Genomic DNA, 19762 nt, shown 5'->3' on the forward strand with positions numbered 1-19762 from the left:
TACTATGAGGATTTAGAGTAGCTAGAGCCATTTTCGTAACACAAAATTATTGTCCAATTTCACAATATTCAATCGTCATATAAGTATAACATCAAATTTTAGAAATCATTTTTAGACATCCATCATATGCAGAGGCTCAATTTTCTCTAGAACAATTGAAAGAATGGATAGATGATAGTATAACAGGTCAAAAGAAATTATAATTTCAAACCTATTCGGTTTTGAAGGTAAAACCTTTAATTCAGAACTTCTAAAAATCCAATTTCTTCTTACGTAGTTCAAAGTTTTGGCCTAAATAGACCTTACGCACCATTTCATCAGCCGCCAAATCTTCTGGAACACCAGATTTTAAGATACCACCTTCGAACATCAAATAAGAGCGCTCTGTAATAGCAAGCGTTTCCTGAACGTTATGGTCGGTAATAAGGATGCCTATGTTTTTATCCTTTAATTGCGCCACAATGCGCTGTATATCCTCTACGGCCACAGGGTCAACTCCTGCAAATGGTTCATCCAACAAAATAAATTTTGGGTCTGTCGCCAATGCACGTGCAATTTCAGTTCTTCTACGTTCCCCACCAGAGAGTAAGTCTCCTCGGCTTTTACGAATATGGCCTAGACCAAATTCTTCAATGAGCGACTCCATTTTCATGTGCTGTTCTTTTTTACTCAGTTTGGTCAACTGAAGTACGCTCAATATATTTTTTTCAATACTTAGTTTTCTAAAAACAGATGCTTCTTGCGCTAAATAACCAATACCGTTCTGTGCACGTTTGTACATAGGGTATTTAGTGATTTCCATATCATCTAACCAAATACGGCCTCCGTTGGGTTTAATAAGCCCTACAATCATATAGAATGAAGTTGTTTTACCGGCACCGTTTGGTCCCAATAGGCCAACGATTTCCCCTTGATTGACCTCTAGGGAAATCCCTTTAACCACCCTACGACCTCTGTAGGATTTCATGATATTTTCGGCGCGTAACTTCATATTTTCAAATCTATACGATATTGATTGGTTAGAAAATAAATTAGGGTTTATTTAACCTTGCTGGTTTTCTAATGCTTCCCAATACTCATAAGCTTTTCTTAAATGGGGGACGACAATAGTACCACCCACCAAGGTAGCAATACCTAAAGTTTCCATAACCTCTTCTTTCGAAGCACCAACTTTGTGTGAACTTTCTAAATGATATTTTACACAGTCATCACAACGAAGTACGGCAGAAGCCACAAGACCTAGCAATTCTTTGGTTTTTACGTCTAAAGCTCCAGGAGCAAAAGCATTGGTGTCTAAATTAAAAATTCGCTTAATGATTTTATTATTGTCTCCCAACAGCTTTTCGTTCATTTTAGAACGGTAGGCATTAAATTCTTCAATTTGATTTGACATCGCTATTTCTTTTTCCTTTTTTCTTCTTTCCTTTTTTCTTTTCTAAGTACCATCTTAGAAATATAGATACTAACTTGATACAATATTAATACAGGGACTGCTACAATGATTTGACTCGCAACATCTGGCGGTGTAATAACTGCAGATAGTATTAAAACAAGTACAAGTGCAATCTTTCTATATTTCTTCATGATTTCTGGGGTTACCAGTCCCACTTTTGTCAAAAAGAAAATTATAATCGGCAGTTCGAATAATATACCGCAGGCAATTACCGATGCCCTTACGGTAGAAATATACGAGGCCAAATCAAATTCATTGGTCACCTCTGCACTTACTTGATAGGTGCCTAAAAAGTTGATGGACAATGGGGCAACGACATAATAGCCGAACAAAACGCCCATAAAGAATAATAAGGAAGCGATTAAAATAAAACCTCTTGAGCTGTTACGTTCTTTTTCATAAAGTCCAGGACTGATAAATTTCCATAATTCATACAATACATAAGGAAACCCCATGATGAAACCTGCCCAAATGGAAGTCCAAATGTGTGCAGAAAATTGTCCAGACATTAACCTACTCTGTATGGTAAATGGTAATTTATCTGCGCAAAAGGCAGAATCAAAACCGAAATATGTGGCAATGTCACAAAATAGCTTGTAGGTTGGAAAATCCATTTTCTTAGGGCCGAATATGACTGTGTCAAAAATGAAATCTTTCATTAAAAAAGCCACAGATCCTATAATGACTATTGCCAATGTAGATCGTATTAAATGCCATCTTAATTCTTCTAAATGGTCGAGAAATGACATCTCGTTGTGGGGCGTTGTAGTTTTGGAACCCATTATAAAATACCTTCGTTTATTAAATTATGTAAATGAATAACACCAACATACGTGTCATTGTCCATGGCAAGTAATTGTGAAATACCTTTTTGTTGCATATACTCCAAAGCCTTTATAGCTAAAGTATCGGCGGAAATTGTTTTTGGGTTGGTCGACATGATGTCTTCCGCTGTTAGCCCTTTAATATTGTCGTGCTTATTTAGCATACGTCTTAGGTCGCCATCGGTTATAATACCAATGATTTTTTTATCATCAAGAACGGCAGTAACACCCAGCATTTTTTCAGAAATTTCTACGATAACTTTTTTAACCTCTGCATCTTTTTGTACTTGGGGAACTTGATTTTTACCGACTAGGTCTGAAACCCTTAAATATAGTCTTTTGCCTAGTGAACCACCAGGATGATATTTTGCAAAATCTGTACTACTAAATCCTTTTATCTCTAAAAGGACAATGGCAAGAGCGTCTCCGATTACCAATTGCGCGGTCGTACTAGTGGTTGGTGCTAATCCATTTGGGCATGCTTCTCGTTCCACAAAAGTGTTCAAAATAAAATCTGCTTGTTTTGCTAAAAAAGAGTCAATATTACCAGTCATGGCAATTAATTTATTGGACCCTCTTTTTATTAATGGAACCAACATTTTTATTTCTGGTGTATTGCCACTGTTTGAAATGCAAATTACCACATCATTCTCTTGAATAGTTCCCAAATCTCCATGAATTGCATCGCCTGCGTGCATGAAAATTGCAGGGGTACCTGTAGAATTCAAGGTGGCCACAATTTTTGTAGCGATAATGGCGCTTTTACCAATTCCTGAAATAATGACACGGCCTTTAGATTCAATAATACAATTTATAACATGCGCAAAGTCAGCTGTTAAAAGTGTAGAGAGATGTGCTATGGCATCACGCTCAGTTTCAATGGTTTTTTTAGCCAAGTCAATAATGGTGTGCGTCGCTGTCAATCTATTATTCAAATTATGAATTGTATTCCTAAAAGAATGTGTTACCTTTAAGATTACGAAATTAAACAAACTTAATTTTATATGCTGATTATCGCATAAGAATTTAGCACAGCTAAGTCTAGTTGATAATAATTTTGTTCACTTATGAGTTTTAATATAAGTAGCCTTCCTTAAATGTTAAATGTGACACACAGTAAAGAATTTGATAATACCGACTTACATGCATCGTTAAAAAAGTTTTTCGGATTTTCTCAGTTTAAAGGACTTCAAGAAGAAGTAATCAGAAATGTTTTACAACGTAATAATACTTTTGTGATTATGCCCACTGGTGGTGGTAAATCACTTTGCTATCAATTACCTGCTCTAATGCAAGAGGGTACGGCAATTATAGTTTCTCCTTTAATTGCTTTGATGAAAAATCAGGTAGATGCCATTCGTGGTATTTCTTCTGAAAATGGAATTGCACATGTATTAAACTCCTCTTTGAATAAAGGAGAAATTAAGCAGGTAAAACAAGATATAACCGATGGAATAACCAAATTGTTATATGTTGCCCCAGAGTCATTGACCAAAGAGGAAAACGTTGAATTTTTGCGATCTGTGACTGTTTCTTTTGTTGCGGTTGATGAAGCGCATTGTATTTCTGAATGGGGACACGATTTTAGACCAGAGTACCGTAATCTTAAATCAATTGTGGAACGATTGGCCGATAATATTCCAATTATAGGCCTTACTGCAACTGCTACACCGAAAGTACAAGAAGATATTATAAAGAATTTAGGGATTGGTGGAGCTAAATTATTCAAGGCTTCTTTTAATAGACCTAATCTTTTCTATGAGGTACGCACCAAGACCGAGAATATAGGAGCTGATATAATTAGGTTTGTAAAGCAAAACTCTGGTAAATCGGGTATTATTTATTGCCTAAGCCGTAAAAAGGTCGAAGAATTAGCACAGATGTTACAAGTGAACGGTATTAGTGCAGTTCCTTACCATGCAGGTTTTGATGCGAAAACGAGGTCTAAATATCAAGATATGTTCTTGATGGAAGATGTTGATGTTGTTGTTGCGACCATAGCCTTTGGAATGGGAATAGATAAGCCAGATGTTCGTTTTGTCATTCACCACGATATCCCTAAGAGTATTGAGAGTTACTATCAGGAAACTGGTCGAGCTGGTCGAGATGGGGGAGAAGGGCATTGTTTAGCATATTATTCTTATAAGGATATTGAAAAGCTAGAGAAGTTTATGTCCGGTAAACCGGTTGCCGAGCAAGAAATTGGTAACGCATTATTGCAAGAGGTTGTGGCTTATGCTGAAACGTCTATGTCTAGACGTAAGTTTATGCTACATTACTTTGGGGAGGAATTTGATGATGTTACTGGTGAAGGTGCCGAAATGGACGATAATACTAAAAACCCGAAGGAAAAGGAAGAAGCACAGGATAATGTTTTGAAATTGCTTAAAGTTGTACAAGGCACTAGCGAAAAGTTCAAATCAAAAGAAATCGTAAATACCATAATAGGTAAAACCAATGCCATTATATCATCGCATAAGACCGATCAAAAAGACTTCTTTGGTGTAGGTTCTGATAAGGATAAGAGTTACTGGATGGCCCTAGTGCGTCAAACCTTGGTGGCCGGGTTTATGCGAAAGGAAATAGAGCAATATGGAGTTTTGCATCTTACGGAAAATGGAAAAGACTTTTTAAAGAAGCCTACTTCATTTATGATGACGAAAGACCATGTCTACAATGCTGAAAATGATAATGCTATAGTGGGTGCTGCAAAAGTGGGTGGCATTGCAGATGAGCGTCTTTTAAAACAATTAAAGAATTTAAGAAAGGCGCAGGCCAAAAAATCAGGAGTACCGCCATTTGTAGTTTTTCAAGACCCTTCTTTAGAAGATATGGCTTTGAAATATCCTATATCTCATGAAGAATTATTAACTATACATGGTGTAGGTGAAGGGAAAGCAAAAAAATACGGTAAACCATTTATTGCATTTATTAACACCTATGTTACGGAGAATGAAGTTATTCGACCCGTTGATTTGGTGGTGAAAAGTACGGGTGTAAATTCTGCTTTAAAGCTTTATATAATTCAGAATGTAGACAGAAAGCTACCCTTATCTGATATTGCTTCCTCCAAAGGATTACAGATTCCAGAATTACTTAAAGAAATGGAACAAATAGTTTTCAGTGGCACTAAATTAAACCTAAACTATTGGATTGACGAAATTTTGGATGATGACCAACAAGAGGAAATTCATGATTACTTTTTAGAAGCTGATACCGATGACCTTGAAGAGGCTATGACTGAGTTCGATGGTGAATATGAAGAGGAGGAACTGCGTTTATACCGATTAAAATTTATAAGCGAGGTAGCCAACTAGTCTATTCAAAAACCATATTGTTTTGCGGGGTTTTTAAAAAGTGCTCACTTCATTCTTTGTCTATTTAGATGGACGTCTTTAAGACTATATCAAATATAAATGGTTTTTAGAAGTGGGCAAAACACATCTCAAATGGAAAAGTGATTTCCAATTATGTATTTCAAGGTATTATAGTCTCCCCCCTGGGAAAGAATTCGGGTTTTAATGTTTTTCTACCCGGAGAAAGCACCAGTATAATTTGCACTTCCTATTTTAAAGTATTGTTTTCACTTAGAACGGTAGTCATAGGATAATTGCGATTATCTGCATAATTAACGTTCTTAAATTACACAGGCTATACTTAATTTACTGTGTAAAGATTAATGACCACATTTTATTTGCAGACATAAGATTTATTTTTGTTAAAAATTTTTCAAGTTTTTTTGAACACTTTGGGTGCACTCACGAAAAATAAATGTTTTGATGCTATTTAATTTTGCTGCTAAGGTTGTAAAAACTAATTATATAATGTTTAACATTTTATACAAATAATTAAACAAAAATTAAGATTCTTTTGATGAGTAAGCAACTACATTTACATGAATCTAAAAAAAATAACTATGAAAATTTTAAAAATTACAACAGTAAGTGCACTTTTATTATTTGTTGCAACTTCTTTTGCGCAATCTGAAACCATTGTAGGTGTTGCTGCGGGTAACGAAAATTTTACTACCCTAGTAACTGCAATTAAAGCGGCTGATTTGGTAGGAACACTAAACAGTGAAGGTCCATTCACGGTTTTCGCACCGGTGAATAGTGCTTTTGACGCTTTGCCTGACGGTACTGTGGAAAATTTATTGAAACCTGAAAGTAAAGGTGCATTGACAGGGTTATTGACTTATCATGTAGTGGCTGGAAAGTATAAGGCTGGCGATGTGATTAAGGCAATAAAAGCAAATAAAGGGTCATTTGCAGTGAAAACTGTTCAGGGAGGAACAATTACATTATCCTTATCGGTTGATAAAGTTATGTTGAAAGATGAGAAAGGAAATATGGCTACTGTAGTAATAGCAGACGTTGCCGCTAGTAATGGTGTTATACATGCTATTGATACGGTTGTTATGCCTAAATAAAATAATTCCACAATTAAAAATCCCGTTCTAATGTATGAACGGGATTTTTTTTGCTTAATTATTTGTTTACATCATGGTTTAGAAGTGCCATCTGTATATGATTTATCTCTTCGTAGCTGGCGTTGAATTTTTCTAATGGCAGACTCAATAGATTTCTCAGGTTCAATAATGTTATACGCTCCCCAGAAATTGGGGTCGGCAAAACCGATAGCTTCATCGCTTAAGATTATTGAGGTTTTAATTCTATTTTTTGACCTAGGTATAACATTATCAATATTAGGTTCCCAATTTGTTATTGCCATTTCGCAACTCATACTATAGACTGAATTGAACAAACGCTTATCCCAATCAATTTTAAATTCTAAAAGTACATTGCTATAGCCATAATACCATTTGCCATTTTTCTCACGATAATCAACTCGATATGAAACTTCGGTGGGCCAAACCTCTGCATTTCTTGGTTTTCTGCGTACGAACATTTGTGCAGCCAATCTTCTATCTGTTATATTCAGGGAATAAATAGCACTGGTCAAAATTTTATTCTCCGCATCTATATATAATTTACCTGTATAAAGTGGATTAACAATTTCCGGTTTTTGGCTAAAGTTAATAACATAGATTAATTGGTTATTTACCCGTGTTGAAGAATCAAACGAAAAATTATAGTATGTTAAAGTTTCTGGTGTGAAAATATAATCTGGATATTTAACCATATCTACAAATAACGTATTGAAAGGACCTCCTTGTAATTTTAAGGCTACCGTATCTAATTTACTATAATCGGTACTTTTTCTAGCTTTATATAGTTCTAATGCATCCTTTTTATTAGATGAATATGGAGCTTTGTAAATATTGACTACTGCTTCAGATAGGCTAACGTTTGCTCTTCTCTTTTTAATAGTTTCCCGATAAAAGGCCGTCATAACCGTATTTTCATTTAGATAATTCTCTCCTCTTTTGTCCAAAGTTTCGATTACCAGAGCTTTAGCATCATTAGGTGCATCTATTCTTGCTTCTGAAAGTGCCATGACAAATTCGTCCATCAAAATTTTATTTTTCTCTTTTTTTAATTGAGCAATTTCGATACGCCTTGTTTTATATCCTAAGAAAGCAATAGTGAGACTACCGTTGATATTTACTTTTGGTACCTTTAATGCGAATTCACCTTCTGAGTTGGTGATGGTGCTAACATTGGTTCCGTCGATGCTCAAGGTGGCAAATACTAATGGTTTGTTGTTGCTCGAATCGAGAATCTCACCAGAGTACTCTGTGAAATTAGAAGTTTGTGCCAAAACCAAATTACCTCCAGTACCGAAAAAAAGAAATGTAATTAATAAGATGCTGTAACTATATCGTCTTAATATGATAGATTGTTCCTTTTTCATAACCCTTCTTTTCTTATTAAGATAATGTTTTTCAGTATATTACGGTATGATTTTAACTGTTTATTGTGCTACTCTACCTTTTTAGTAGTAGAATATGTTATAACGATTAACACCTATTGATTAGTTGTTACTATCGAATGTTTTGGAAGAAGAATCAACTAGTCTATTGATTTCTTTCAACTCATCTTCCGTAAGATTCCTCCATTTTCCAACAGGCACATCTAGTAGAACATTCATAATTCTTATGCGCTTTAATTTTTTTACTCTATAGTTCAAATACTCACACATGCGTCTAATTTGTCGGTTTAGGCCTTGTGTTAGTAGGATACGGAATTGATATGTGCTTACTTCAAAAACTTCACATTCTCGGGTAACCGTATCTAAAATGGGGATTCCTTTTCGCATACGGTTAAGGAATTCTATTGTAATCGGTTTGTCGACCGTTACAAGATATTCCTTCTCATGATTGTTTCGAGCCCTTAAAATTTTATTCACGATGTCGCCATCATCGGTGAGGAAAATTAATCCTTCACTAGGTTTGTCTAACCTGCCGATTGGGAAAATGCGTTTGGGATAGTTAATGAAATCAATGATATTGTCTTTTTCAACACCGGTATCGGTTGTGCAGACAATACCTACAGGTTTATTGAATGCTAAATACACTGATTTTCCTTTCGGACCCTTAATCAATTCACCATCAACTTTCACAATATCGTCTGAAGATATTTTAGTGCCCATCTCTGGTACTTCACCATTTATAGTAACTCTACCTTGGTCAATAAGTTTATCTGCTGCTCTACGAGAACAATAACCTGCTTCACTTAGGTATTTGTTAATTCTTGTTTTATTGCTATTGTCTTGCATGATTTGTTTAATTGTTGCCGGTATTATTTCCGTTTTAATTCCTGTTGATAGATTTCACGTCCCAATTGTGCTAAGAAAGGTATACCGATCTCATCATATTCATAAACATCATCATTGAATATTCCGTCCTTATTAACTAAAATAGTAGCAGTCAATAGAAAGTCAATATCATTTTTAGTGTCTTTGATATAGGCACAATCGGTTAATGTCCCATATGCAAAGCCTACCTTATTATATATTTCGATATGAACAGGTATATCTTTTTTTGTGTCTCCGTATAGAAAAAACTTACAGTACCCATCATAATACGTTTTTGAATCGTAGCCTACTTTTTGCGGAACGGTATGCATGGTGGTTAGTAAATGTTGACGTTGATTATCACTAATATCAAAACGTTCCCATAGTTCAAAATTTTGCGGAAAAATCACTCTTTTAAGTAGTGTATGTTGTGACGAAATCGGATAATAATTTTTTAAGCTAAAATCAAAAGGGTCTTTTATTAGAACGTCATCTTTAAAATAACCAGTACCTTTTTTAATTTGGTTAAGTTTTAACTCAATAGGTGGGGTGTTTATAGTTGGAGTGGTGATACCTGTCGTAGAGTCATTTAAATATAGGATTAGTGGCTTGGTCTTAAAACTATCTAAGTGAGACCCTAATCGATGCGCAATGCGAACGGGGGCAATTCCTTTGTTTTTTAATGTCGCATTAATGACATCTTGCCCTAAAAGTTCAACCAGCCTATTATTTGCCAAGTTATCACTTATGGCAAAAATTTCAGATAAATCTCTGGCGACGGTACTTTCGATAGTGTCACCTTCGATATAATAATTGGTCTGCAATGATAGGGTGTCTGTTTGGTTAAGCCGTTCAAGGGCCAACACTGCTGTGGGGAATTTCACCGTACTTGCCGGGTAAAAATACATACTATCATTTACTTGAAAATCGTAATCGGTAAAGATTATGGTGTCGTTTTTTCTATCGATTTGAGTATATCGAATTTGAACCTGATAGCGATCAACACTATCCATAACCTTCTTGATTTTTGAATTATCAGAAGATAAGACCATCTCTAATGGGTTTAAATCTGGTTGGTGCTGTGAACACGATAGTAGAAATACACCATAAAAAAAGAGAATGATTTGTTTCATGACAATTTGTTTTGATTAGGAAACAAATACTTCACCACGATGTGGTTTAAGTATATCCCTAAGAGAAATCATTTCTTTTTCTTCTACCACCATAAAAGCTATGCTGAACATATCATTGATTTCTTTAAAACCAGTAATGTTCAATGCAGTGTTCTCCGTGGAGATGAACTCTTTTAAATGTTTCTCGTGATGTTCGGCTGTTTTAAGTGAATCGGGACCTCTAAAATCCCAAATTAATTTTATTTTTCTGTTCAAGGAATGTGAATTGTTAAGTTAAACGAATACATAGGCAAATTTACCTAAAATTCATCAGTTCGTATTCTATTTAGTGACAGATTACCATGGTGTAAAAGTTGGCTTTCGATTGAAAATAAGGCATTTATTTTCTAGTGTAGCCCCTAAAATTGTGTTAAGTAAATCAATAAGCATTTGCACACGAGAGGGTAATTGCTATTTTTGCTCGATGTTTTCTAATAAACCAAAAATTCTAATCGATAAAGTATCCCCTGTTTTAGTGCTAGGTGTGCTTTCTTTAGTCGTATTTTCTTGTTCGAACCTATTCAAAAAGGAGGTGCAGAAGAATCCTATCGCTAGGGTCGGTAATGCTTTTTTATATCAAAAAGATTTAGCTCCACTTATTACGGAAAACATGAGTAAAGGGGATAGTGCTTCTTTTGCATCCAACTATATTAATAATTGGGCTTCTAAGCAACTGTTGCTTTCCAAAGCAAAAATTAACCTATCTGAAGATAAGTTGGCTCAATACAATGCTTTAGTAGATGATTATCGTACCGATTTATATACACGTGCCTACAAAGAAGCCTTGGTGTCTCAAGCTAGCGATTCGGTGATTACTACTGCTCAGTTAAAAGCTTTTTACGAACAAGGGAAAGAAAATTTCAAACTTAAAGAAAGAATAGCAAGAATTCGATTTGTTGCCTTGCCCAAAGGATTTTTGGACAAAGATGAGGTTAGTAAGCGTTTGAAAAGTTTCAAGGTAGCGGATGTGCGTTATTTAGATTCCATAGGTGTGCAATTCAACAAGCTTAATTTTAACGATTCTATTTGGGTACGTTACACCAGAATTTTCGAAGAAATACCACCGATCACAATTGAAAATGCCGATAAGTACTTAAAAAACTCACAATTTTTTGAATTGGAGGATTCAATCGGGGTATATTTGGGCAAAATACAAGAAACAAAGGATATCAACGATATAGCACCTTTGTCATTTATAAGGCCTACCATAGAACAAGTTTTATTAAGCCGCAGAAAAATGGACTACCTGCGTAAATTAGAAACTGAATTATTAGATGAAGCAATCAAGGATAAAGAATTTGAAGTTTTCGAAAGTAAAAAATAGTATGTATATCGGTTTGGTTATACTGTTTTCCAGTGTTGTAACAGCACAGGATTCCATTCCTATTGTTCCCGATAATCAAGTAGAGCCAATAGAAGCTGTTGCGGACGCAACAGGAGTGAAAAAAGATTCTTCGAATAATTTTAAGCGAATCAAATTAGATGGTATTGCTGCAGTTGTAGGCGATTATGTGATTTTAGATTCCGATATCGCAAAAACATTAATCGATCTTAAGAGTCAAGGTGCCTCTGCAGATGATATTAGTCATTGTGGACTTTTAGGTAAATTGATGGAGGATAGGTTATATGCTAATCAGGCTGTTCAGGATAGTATTTTAGTTTCAGATGATGAAGTTAACGCTACAGGTGATCGCCAATTGCAGTCTTTGGTACAGCAAATAGGCTCCATGGACAAGGTCTTGAAATATTACAAGAAGGAGGATGAGTCTAGTTTTAGGGAAGAACTTTATAAGATTAATAAATTGCGTATGTTATCGGAACGTATGCAACAAGATATTATAAAAGAGATTGAGATTACTCCAGAAGAAGTTCGTCAATTTTTTAATAAAATACCTGAAGATGAGCGGCCTGTTTTTGGTGCAGAATTAGAAATTGCACAAATAACCAAAGAGCCAAAGCCATCGGAAGAAGAGAAGCAAAAGGTTGTTGATAAACTAAATCGAATAAAAGCTGATATTGAAGATAATGATGCTAGCTTTAGTGTGAAGGCAATTCTATATTCACAAGATCCTGGTTCAAAATCAAAAGGAGGTTTTTATAGTATTACCAAAGACACCGGATTTGATAAGAAGTTTAAGGATGTAGCTTTTAGTCTAAAGGAGGGTGAGGTGTCAGAGCCATTTGAAACTACTTTTGGTTACCATATTATTTTTATAGAGAAAATAAGAGGACAAGAATTGGATTTGCGGCATATATTAGTTCAGCCAGAAATCTCTCAAGATGTTCTTGATGCAGCAAAGTCTGAATTAGACAGTATTCGTGAAAAATTAATTAATAAGGAATTTACGTTTGCTGAAGCAGCCCTAAATTTTTCAGATGAAAAGGAAACCAAGTTTGACGGTGGACTATTAAGAAACCCTCAAGATTTTAGCTCACGTTTCGAATTAACGAAAATGGATCCTACCTTATACAATCAAGTTCAGAGTTTAAAAGATAATGAAATCACCTATCCTGTTTTAGAGCAAGACCCTCGCGGTGGTGCGCCTAAATATAAAATTCTAAAGATTACCAATAGATACGATGAGCATGTAGCAGACTTTTCAAAGGATTATACTAAGATTCAAGAATTGGCACTTACCGAAAAAAAATATAATGCCATCAAAAAATGGATGGAAGAGCATATTGAGGAAACCTATATAAGTGTAAACGATGAAAACAAGGATTGTGAATTCGCTAACAACTGGATAAAGGAATAAAAATATGTCAGACGTTGCCGCTATAGAACGCCTAGTTGAAAAACATGTTGCGCTTAAAAAGGAAATAGCTAAGATTATTGTAGGTCAAGAAGACGTAATTGAACAAATACTCCTTTCGATATACACAGGCGGTCATTCTTTATTAATAGGTGTGCCGGGCTTAGCAAAAACTTTAATGGTAAATACCATTGCACAAGCATTAGGTCTTGATTTTAAGCGAATACAATTTACTCCAGATTTAATGCCGAGTGATATTCTTGGAAGCGAGGTTCTCGATCAAAACAGAAATTTTAAGTTTATTAAAGGTCCAATATTTTCGAATATTGTTTTGGCTGATGAAATCAATAGAACACCTCCTAAAACCCAAGCGGCATTATTAGAGGCAATGCAAGAACGAGCGGTTACCATTGCTGGGCATCAACATAAGCTTGAATTACCATATTTTGTTTTGGCTACTCAGAATCCAATTGAACAAGAGGGTACCTATCCTTTGCCAGAAGCCCAATTAGACCGTTTTATGTTTGCAATTGAATTGAAATATCCTTCAATTGCTGAAGAAATTCAAGTTGTAAAAAATACAACTGCTGATAAAAAGCAAGTCGTAAGTCCACTTTTTAACGCTCAAGAAATTATTGAGATTCAAAATTTGGTTCGTAGAATTCCTGTAGCGGATAATGTTGTCGAGTATGCCGTTAAATTAGTGAACAGTACCAGACCAAATTTAGATTCTGCTTCAGCGTATGTGAAACAGTATTTAGATTGGGGTGCTGGCCCAAGGGCATCTCAAAATTTAATATTGGGAGCTAAGGCAAATGCTGCTGTTAACGGTAAGTTTTCCCCCGATATTGAAGATGTTCATGTCGTAGTCAAAGGAATTCTTCGTCATAGAATCATAAAAAATTATAAAGCAGAAGCGGAGGGTATCACCGAGGAAGATATAATTGATAATCTACTCTAGTTCAGCGCTTTATACACTAGTATTAATATTGTTTATCATAGAAATAAAACAATCTTTCCGTTAGGATTCGATTCATATTTTCACTTCATTTATTAAAAAGCGATTAATCATACTTGTTTAATTTAAATTGCATTATAGATTTTCTTAAATTTACCCAATTGCGTTAACTTAAAATAACATAAAGAATGGCATTTGATATTGATATGATTAAAGGGGTTTACGCCAATATGGCGGAACGTGTTGACAAAGCGAGAAGCATTGTCGGAAAACCACTAACCCTATCTGAGAAAATTTTATACTCACATCTATGGGATGGTACGCCAACTAAAACGTTTACTAGAGGTAAAGATTATGTTGATTTTGCCCCAGATCGTATCGCTTGTCAAGATGCAACGGCACAAATGGCCTTAATGCAATTTATGCAAGCAGGTAAGCCAAAAGTGGCTGTGCCAACAACAGTTCACTGCGATCACTTGATTCAAGCAAAAAGTGGTGCTGAGGCAGATTTGAAATCAGCTAACTCAACTAGTGCTGAAGTTTTTGATTTTTTAGAATCAGTTTCCAATAAATACGGAATTGGTTTTTGGAAGCCAGGTGCAGGTATTATTCACCAAGTTGTATTAGAGAATTATGCATTTCCAGGAGGTATGATGATTGGTACAGATTCTCACACCGTTAATGCAGGTGGATTAGGAATGGTCGCTATTGGTGTTGGTGGTGCTGATGCTGTTGATGTTATGGCAGGTATGGCTTGGGAATTAAAATTTCCAAAATTAATAGGAGTAAAGTTGGTCGGTAAAATTTCTGGTTGGACGGCTCCAAAGGATATTATTCTTAAAGTAGCTGAAATCTTAACCGTTAAAGGTGGTACAGGCGCTATAGTTGAATATTTTGGACCAGGTGCCATTGCCCTTTCTTGTACTGGTAAAGGTACTATTTGTAACATGGGTGCTGAAATTGGTGCAACAACATCAACTTTTGGTTATGACGAGTCAATGGAGCGTTATTTAAGAGCTACGGATCGTTCAGATGTTGCAGATGCTGCTAATAATGTAAAGGAATACTTAACTGCTGATAAAGAGGTTTACGAAAATCCAGAAAAATATTTCGATGAAGTTATTGAGATTGATCTTTCAGAATTAGGCCCCTTACTAAACGGACCGTTTACTCCAGATTTATCTACTAAAGTAGGTAAGGATATGACAGAGAAGGCAACGAGCCATGATTGGCCTTTACAGGTTGAGTGGGGTCTTATTGGTTCTTGTACCAACTCTTCTTATGAAGATTTATCAAGAGCATCATCCATAGCGCAACAAGCATTGGATAAAGGTTTGAAAATGAAATCGGAATTAGGGATTAACCCTGGTTCTGAACAAGTGCGTTATACAGCTGCTCGTGATGGTATTCTTGGCATATTCGAGAAATTGGACGCTAAGATATTTACCAATGCCTGCGGACCTTGTATAGGGCAATGGGCGCGTTATAGTGATCCTAAAAATGCACCAAAGAACAGTATTGTTCATTCATTTAATAGAAACTTTGCGAAACGTGCAGATGGTAACCCTAATACACACGCTTTTGTTGCCTCTCCAGAAATTACTGCCGCAATTGCTATAGCAGGTAGATTAGATTTTAATCCAATTACAGATACGCTAATCAATGAAGATGGTCAGGAAGTTAAATTTGATGAGCCAACAGGCTGGGAATTGCCTCCAAAAGGTTTTGCAGTAGAGGATGCAGGGTATCTTGCACCTGGTGAGAACGGTTCTTCCGTAGAGGTCAAAGTGGCAACTGATTCTGAGCGTCTTCAATTATTGGAGCCATTTCAGCCTATAAAGGATGAGGAATTAAAATCAGTTAAATTATTGATTAAAGCATTTGGTAAGTGTACTACAGACCATATTTCTATGGCTGGCCCTTGGTTACGTTATAGAGGCCATTTAGATAATATTTCAAATAACTGTTTGATTGGAGCTGTTAATGCATATAACAAGAAAACAAATTTTGTTAAGAACCAATTAACTGGTGAGTATGACGGTGTTCCTGATACCCAAAGAGCTTATAAAGCTAAGGGCATTAAAACAATTGTAGTAGGAGATCATAACTATGGTGAAGGTTCTTCTAGAGAGCATGCGGCAATGGAGCCACGTCACTTAGGTGTCGCAGCCGTATTGGTGAAATCTTTTGCACGTATTCATGAGACAAACCTTAAGAAGCAAGGCATGTTGGGCTTGACATTTGCAAATGAGAATGATTACGATTTAATTCAAGAGAACGATACGTTTAATTTCGTTGATATTGAAAAGTTTTCTCCAGATGTTCCATTGACAATAGAAATACTACATGATGACGGAAGTATTGATACCATTAAAGCAAACCATACGTACAATGCCGCTCAAATTGGATGGTATAGAGAAGGTTCTGCACTTAATGTAATCAAAAGAGAAAACGTTGCTTAAAACAGTAGTTTAAAATAAGTGAATAAAACTCCTGATACTATTCAGGAGTTTTTTAGTTTTGAGCAGATTTAATTTCAATGAAAAGACAAACGGTTTTTACCTTACTGATTATTGCTTTTGTACTTTCATTTTTTGTTACACCATTAGGTGATTACAGTAAAATTATACTGAATAGGCTCTTTGCCACTTCACCAACAATAATTAAACCTGAAAAAAGGGGTCATATCACAGATTATGATTGGAAACTAAAAGATAACGATTGGAAATATTTCAATTTTCAGGAAGCAAAAGGAAAGGTGGTATTTATAACCTTTTGGACTTCTTGGCACATGCCCTCACAAGCGCAATTAAAGGATATTCAACACCTGTATGAAGCTTATGGTGACAACATGAAGCTATATATAATAACCAATGAAGAAAGGGCTCCTGTGGAGCTTTTCATGGCAGAGGAAGGATATTCTTTTCCTGTTACCTACCAAATAATTGGAGAACCAAGTCCTTTGACATTGTTAAAGTCACCAGGTTCTTATGTTTTGGACAAAAAAGGTTTTATAGTTGTGCACCAAAATGCAATTGCCGATTGGGATAATGGGAAAGTGGACAAACTACTAAGTGAATTGATATCCGAATAATCAGATGTCTCAAGTTACAACCATAACTTTCTTCAGATATAACACTTTTCTTAGTAAAATTTGGGCTTTTGGAATGATGCAATTTGCACATAAGCCATTGAAAAAAGTAAGAGGTCTTCAAGAGTATAAACTTATGGGAAGCGGTAAGGATGGTTTCAATCCTTTTGCAGATTGGTCAGTTTATGTTTTACTGCAAATTTGGGAGAATGAGGAAGTAGCAAATAGCTTTTTTGACACATCTCAATTGATTGAAAGATACCTCAAAAAGTCAGAAAAGCGTTATACGCTATTCTTAAAGAACACCAAATCAAGAGGGTATTGGTCTGGTAAAAACCCCTTCATAGAAAGTAAAACTATTAGTACCGATAATCCTTTTGTAGCGGTTATAACCAGAGCAACGATAAAAATTCGATTTTTACATAAATTTTGGAAGTATGTTCCGACTTCTCAAAGGCCATTAGCGCATAATAACGGATTGATTTATACAAAAGGAATTGGTGAGGTTCCTTTCTTGCAAATGGCTACTTTTAGTATTTGGAAGGACAAGGATTCTCTGATGCAATTTGCGTATGGTAGTAAGGAGCATTCAAGGGCTATAGCTAAAACAAAAGAATTGAAATGGTATAGTGAGGAACTATTTTCTCGGTTCCAACCTTATAAATCTATAGGAAGTTGGAATGGTATTGATTATTTGCCATTTTAAGATTAGAAATAAAAGAATAAAAAGAAAAAAAGTTGGGCCAAATATAGATTAAGTGAGAACATCTGGTTTCCCTTAATTTTTAAAAGTTTTAGAACGACTTGAAAGATGATTCCCAATAGAAACCAGGTCCAATAATTTTCAAAAGTTGGCATACCTCCTGTAAAAGTCCAAAAATGAAAAGTAGGTGCACTTTTTTCCATAAAAAAATCTAGTACGACCATTAAACCTGCAGCACCTATGACTTTAATTCTGAACGGTAATTGGGTAAGGTCTAAAATACTCGCAGTAATGAATGTTAATAGCGCCCAGTAGGCTCCAATTAAATAGGGTACTCCATCTAGTTTTGGCCCGAAATTTCGGCCATATTCATAGTCCCCAAATAAGATTTGATAATTTACACCAAGCCATTCTGCAAGCATACCACCGATAAAAAATAAACTAAGAGCACTTAGCTTTTTTATATTGTTTATTGGATATACAACTAAAAATAGAAAAAACGAGAGTCCGAGATTTATGGGAGTTTTTTCAATAAACCAGTCTAAATTCCCTAATGAAATTCCGATAATTGCAGAAATATGAAATAACCATATTATACCAACACTTAACCACACCTTATTTTTTCTAATGACCTCAATCATATTTCTCTGATTTAGGTACTAGGTCAGCGACAATTTTTGCAGATAGCAAACATAAGGGGATACCCCCACCTGGGTGAACAGATCCCCCGCAGAAGTATAAATTTTTAATCGAATTTGAGAAATTAGGATGCCTTAAGAACGCAGAAAATCTGTTATTACTGGCTGACCCGTACAATGCCCCTCGGTACGAACTTGTATTTTTCTCGATACCTACAGGGTCTAGTATATGTTCTGTAGTGATTAAACTTTCTAAATCAACTTTTAGAATCCTATTAATTTTTGATATAATATTTCGACGAGCTTGTGTTTTTAAAACTCCCCAATCTTGGCCATAATTTCCTGGCACGTTTATCATTACAAACCAATTTTCACTTCCTTGAGGAGCATCTGATGGGTTGTCTTTTGAAGTTATATTGATGTAAATTGTAGGGTCATTAAATAATGATTTATCATTAAAAATGGCATTAAATTCCTTTTCATAGAATTCACTAAAAAAAATATTATGTAAGTCTAATTCTGGAAATTCTCTTTTAATTCCCCAATAAAAAATAAGGGCTGAACTTGAGCGTTCTTGAGATAATATTTTTTCAGGAGCCTTCTGATTTTTTAATAGGCGCTTATATGTTGGATAGATATCCATATTAGAAATGACGCAATCAGTTTTGTAACTGTTTTTTGTTGAGATTGCTCCGGTTGCTCTATTATGTGCTATAGTAATCTCTTGTACTGTTTCATTGAATTTGAAAATAACACCTTCATCTAGTGCTAACTTATACAAGCTTAAACTAATTTGATGCATTCCCCCTTTAGGAAAGAATGTTCCAAAGTCCATTTCTAAATGGGGAATCATGGACATAATTCCTGGTGTTTTATAAGGTGATGACCCGTTATACGTTGCAAAGCGATTGAATAATTGTACCAGTTTTGGGTTGTCAAAAAAATCTTTATTAGTTTCGTTCAACGTAGAATTTATATCTAGAATACCAATTTGAAAAATGGATTTTAAAGTTTGAACTGATAAATAAGTTCCTAATTTGTGAAGGGATTTTTCTAAAAAAATAGGGGCTGTTAAATCATACTTTTTTTTATTTTTCTTAATATACCTAGATATATTTTGTGTTGGTTCGTTAAAACTATGGGCGGCTTCGGTTATAAAATCATTTTTATTGGATGCTGCCGTAAAGCGATGACCGTCTTCCCAAAAATAATTGCAAATCGTTTTTTTTCGTTTGAATTGAAAATGATTGTTTGGATTTTTATGAAACAATTCAAATAGTTCAGTAACTAGGTGCGGCATGGTAAATAAAGATGGGCCCAAGTCAAAACGATATCCATCTTTTTCGATAGCATGTATTTTTCCTCCCGGATAATTATTCGCTTCAATTACGGTTACTTGATACCCTTTTTTACGCAAACGTAATGCACTGGAAATGCCCCCAATACCGGCACCTATAACCAGAGCTTTTGGCAT

Annotated in this window: 18 protein-coding genes; 8 read left to right on the top strand and 10 right to left on the bottom strand. The window is 35.2% G+C overall.

Translation table 11 applies throughout. The annotated features are described in order from the left end of the window. Positions 1 to 250: 250 nt before the first annotated feature. Genes lptB through ES765_RS14170 form a run of 4 tightly spaced genes read right to left on the bottom strand, consistent with a single transcriptional unit; the run spans position 251 to position 3212 of the window. Positions 251 to 991, bottom strand: coding sequence for an LPS export ABC transporter ATP-binding protein (gene lptB / locus ES765_RS14155; protein ID WP_138114969.1), 741 nt, complete (start codon positions 989 to 991; stop codon positions 251 to 253). Positions 992 to 1042: 51 nt separating this feature from the next. Beyond that, positions 1043 to 1393: a carboxymuconolactone decarboxylase family protein gene (locus ES765_RS14160; RefSeq protein ID WP_138114970.1), complete on the bottom strand. Its 351-nt coding sequence runs from the start codon at positions 1391 to 1393 to the stop codon at positions 1043 to 1045. 2 nt (positions 1394 to 1395) lie between these two features. Then, complete coding sequence (tatC, locus tag ES765_RS14165; RefSeq protein ID WP_138114971.1) at positions 1396 to 2235, bottom strand: twin-arginine translocase subunit TatC; 840 nt, start codon at positions 2233 to 2235, stop codon at positions 1396 to 1398. After that, positions 2235 to 3212 carry an SIS domain-containing protein gene (locus tag ES765_RS14170; RefSeq protein ID WP_410504630.1) on the bottom strand — a complete coding sequence of 326 codons (978 nt, stop codon included), beginning with the start codon at positions 3210 to 3212 and terminating at the stop codon, positions 2235 to 2237. The genes tatC and ES765_RS14170 overlap by 1 nt, the downstream gene beginning before the upstream one ends. A gap of 171 nt (positions 3213 to 3383) precedes the next feature. On the opposite strand from ES765_RS14170, the gene ES765_RS14175 reads away from it, so the two are divergent. Together ES765_RS14175 and ES765_RS14180 are read left to right on the top strand one after the other, a co-directional pair. Continuing rightward, positions 3384 to 5594 (top strand): RecQ family ATP-dependent DNA helicase, encoded by a 2211-nt coding sequence (locus ES765_RS14175; protein ID WP_249356450.1) that lies wholly within the window; start codon positions 3384 to 3386, stop codon positions 5592 to 5594. A gap of 599 nt (positions 5595 to 6193) precedes the next feature. After that, positions 6194 to 6706 (top strand): fasciclin domain-containing protein, encoded by a 513-nt coding sequence (locus tag ES765_RS14180; protein ID WP_138114973.1) that lies wholly within the window; start codon positions 6194 to 6196, stop codon positions 6704 to 6706. 71 nt (positions 6707 to 6777) lie between these two features. On the opposite strand, the gene ES765_RS14185 is transcribed toward ES765_RS14180, so the two are convergent. From ES765_RS14185 to ES765_RS14200, 4 genes are all read right to left on the bottom strand, one after another. Next, positions 6778 to 8091, bottom strand: coding sequence for a carboxypeptidase-like regulatory domain-containing protein (locus ES765_RS14185; protein ID WP_138114974.1), 1314 nt, complete (start codon positions 8089 to 8091; stop codon positions 6778 to 6780). Between the two features lie 120 nt (positions 8092 to 8211). Continuing rightward, positions 8212 to 8955: a 23S rRNA pseudouridine(2604) synthase RluF gene (rluF, locus tag ES765_RS14190; protein ID WP_138114975.1), complete on the bottom strand. Its 744-nt coding sequence runs from the start codon at positions 8953 to 8955 to the stop codon at positions 8212 to 8214. Between the two features lie 23 nt (positions 8956 to 8978). After that, on the bottom strand, positions 8979 to 10106 hold the full coding sequence (locus ES765_RS14195; RefSeq protein WP_138114976.1) for a serine hydrolase: 1128 nt from the start codon (positions 10104 to 10106) through the stop codon (positions 8979 to 8981). Between the two features lie 15 nt (positions 10107 to 10121). Further along, positions 10122 to 10361, bottom strand: a complete 240-nt coding sequence (locus ES765_RS14200; protein ID WP_138114977.1) for a hypothetical protein — start codon at positions 10359 to 10361, stop codon at positions 10122 to 10124. 208 nt (positions 10362 to 10569) lie between these two features. Between ES765_RS14200 and ES765_RS14205 the strand changes: the two genes are divergently transcribed. The 6 genes from ES765_RS14205 to ES765_RS14230 all read left to right on the top strand — a co-directional run bounded on the left by ES765_RS14205 (position 10570) and on the right by ES765_RS14230 (position 17653). Then, the gene (locus ES765_RS14205; RefSeq protein WP_138114978.1) at positions 10570 to 11469 is read left to right on the top strand and encodes a peptidyl-prolyl cis-trans isomerase; all 900 of its coding nucleotides are present in this window, start codon (positions 10570 to 10572) and stop codon (positions 11467 to 11469) included. Then, positions 11420 to 12901, top strand: coding sequence for a peptidylprolyl isomerase (locus ES765_RS14210; RefSeq protein WP_138114979.1), 1482 nt, complete (start codon positions 11420 to 11422; stop codon positions 12899 to 12901). The genes ES765_RS14205 and ES765_RS14210 overlap by 50 nt, the downstream gene beginning before the upstream one ends. 4 nt (positions 12902 to 12905) lie before the next feature. After that, on the top strand, positions 12906 to 13859 hold the full coding sequence (locus ES765_RS14215) for an AAA family ATPase (protein WP_138114980.1): 954 nt from the start codon (positions 12906 to 12908) through the stop codon (positions 13857 to 13859). A gap of 185 nt (positions 13860 to 14044) precedes the next feature. Next, complete coding sequence (locus ES765_RS14220) at positions 14045 to 16318, top strand: aconitate hydratase (RefSeq protein ID WP_138114981.1); 2274 nt, start codon at positions 14045 to 14047, stop codon at positions 16316 to 16318. A 77-nt stretch (positions 16319 to 16395) separates the two neighbouring features. Continuing rightward, the gene (locus tag ES765_RS14225; RefSeq protein ID WP_317131419.1) at positions 16396 to 16950 is read left to right on the top strand and encodes a TlpA disulfide reductase family protein; all 555 of its coding nucleotides are present in this window, start codon (positions 16396 to 16398) and stop codon (positions 16948 to 16950) included. A 73-nt stretch (positions 16951 to 17023) separates the two neighbouring features. Further along, complete coding sequence (locus tag ES765_RS14230) at positions 17024 to 17653, top strand: DUF3291 domain-containing protein (RefSeq protein ID WP_249356453.1); 630 nt, start codon at positions 17024 to 17026, stop codon at positions 17651 to 17653. Positions 17654 to 17655: 2 nt separating this feature from the next. On the opposite strand, the gene ES765_RS14235 is transcribed toward ES765_RS14230, so the two are convergent. Together ES765_RS14235 and crtD are read right to left on the bottom strand one after the other, a co-directional pair. Beyond that, a complete protein-coding gene (locus tag ES765_RS14235; protein WP_138114984.1) occupies positions 17656 to 18291 on the bottom strand; it encodes a carotenoid biosynthesis protein in 636 nt (211 codons plus the stop codon). Further along, entirely contained in the window at positions 18284 to 19762 is a 1479-nt protein-coding gene (crtD, locus tag ES765_RS14240; protein ID WP_138114985.1) for a 1-hydroxycarotenoid 3,4-desaturase CrtD, read from the bottom strand. The genes ES765_RS14235 and crtD overlap by 8 nt, the downstream gene beginning before the upstream one ends.

Source organism: Maribacter sp. ACAM166 (genome assembly GCF_005771495.1).
GTDB lineage: Bacteria > Bacteroidota > Bacteroidia > Flavobacteriales > Flavobacteriaceae > Maribacter.

Coding starts and splice junctions, on each gene's coding strand:
- lptB (WP_138114969.1), bottom strand. CDS start 991: ATGAAGTTACGCGCCGAAAATATCATGAAATCCTACAGAGGTCGTAGG.
- ES765_RS14160 (WP_138114970.1), bottom strand. CDS start 1,393: ATGTCAAATCAAATTGAAGAATTTAATGCCTACCGTTCTAAAATGAAC.
- tatC (WP_138114971.1), bottom strand. CDS start 2,235: ATGGGTTCCAAAACTACAACGCCCCACAACGAGATGTCATTTCTCGAC.
- ES765_RS14180 (WP_138114973.1), top strand. CDS start 6,194: ATGAAAATTTTAAAAATTACAACAGTAAGTGCACTTTTATTATTTGTT.
- ES765_RS14185 (WP_138114974.1), bottom strand. CDS start 8,091: ATGAAAAAGGAACAATCTATCATATTAAGACGATATAGTTACAGCATC.
- rluF (WP_138114975.1), bottom strand. CDS start 8,955: ATGCAAGACAATAGCAATAAAACAAGAATTAACAAATACCTAAGTGAA.
- ES765_RS14195 (WP_138114976.1), bottom strand. CDS start 10,106: ATGAAACAAATCATTCTCTTTTTTTATGGTGTATTTCTACTATCGTGT.
- ES765_RS14205 (WP_138114978.1), top strand. CDS start 10,570: ATGTTTTCTAATAAACCAAAAATTCTAATCGATAAAGTATCCCCTGTT.
- ES765_RS14210 (WP_138114979.1), top strand. CDS start 11,420: ATGAAGCAATCAAGGATAAAGAATTTGAAGTTTTCGAAAGTAAAAAAT.
- ES765_RS14215 (WP_138114980.1), top strand. CDS start 12,906: ATGTCAGACGTTGCCGCTATAGAACGCCTAGTTGAAAAACATGTTGCG.
- ES765_RS14220 (WP_138114981.1), top strand. CDS start 14,045: ATGGCATTTGATATTGATATGATTAAAGGGGTTTACGCCAATATGGCG.
- ES765_RS14225 (WP_317131419.1), top strand. CDS start 16,396: ATGAAAAGACAAACGGTTTTTACCTTACTGATTATTGCTTTTGTACTT.
- ES765_RS14230 (WP_249356453.1), top strand. CDS start 17,024: ATGATGCAATTTGCACATAAGCCATTGAAAAAAGTAAGAGGTCTTCAA.
- ES765_RS14235 (WP_138114984.1), bottom strand. CDS start 18,291: ATGATTGAGGTCATTAGAAAAAATAAGGTGTGGTTAAGTGTTGGTATA.
- crtD (WP_138114985.1), bottom strand. CDS start 19,762: ATGCCAAAAGCTCTGGTTATAGGTGCCGGTATTGGGGGCATTTCCAGT.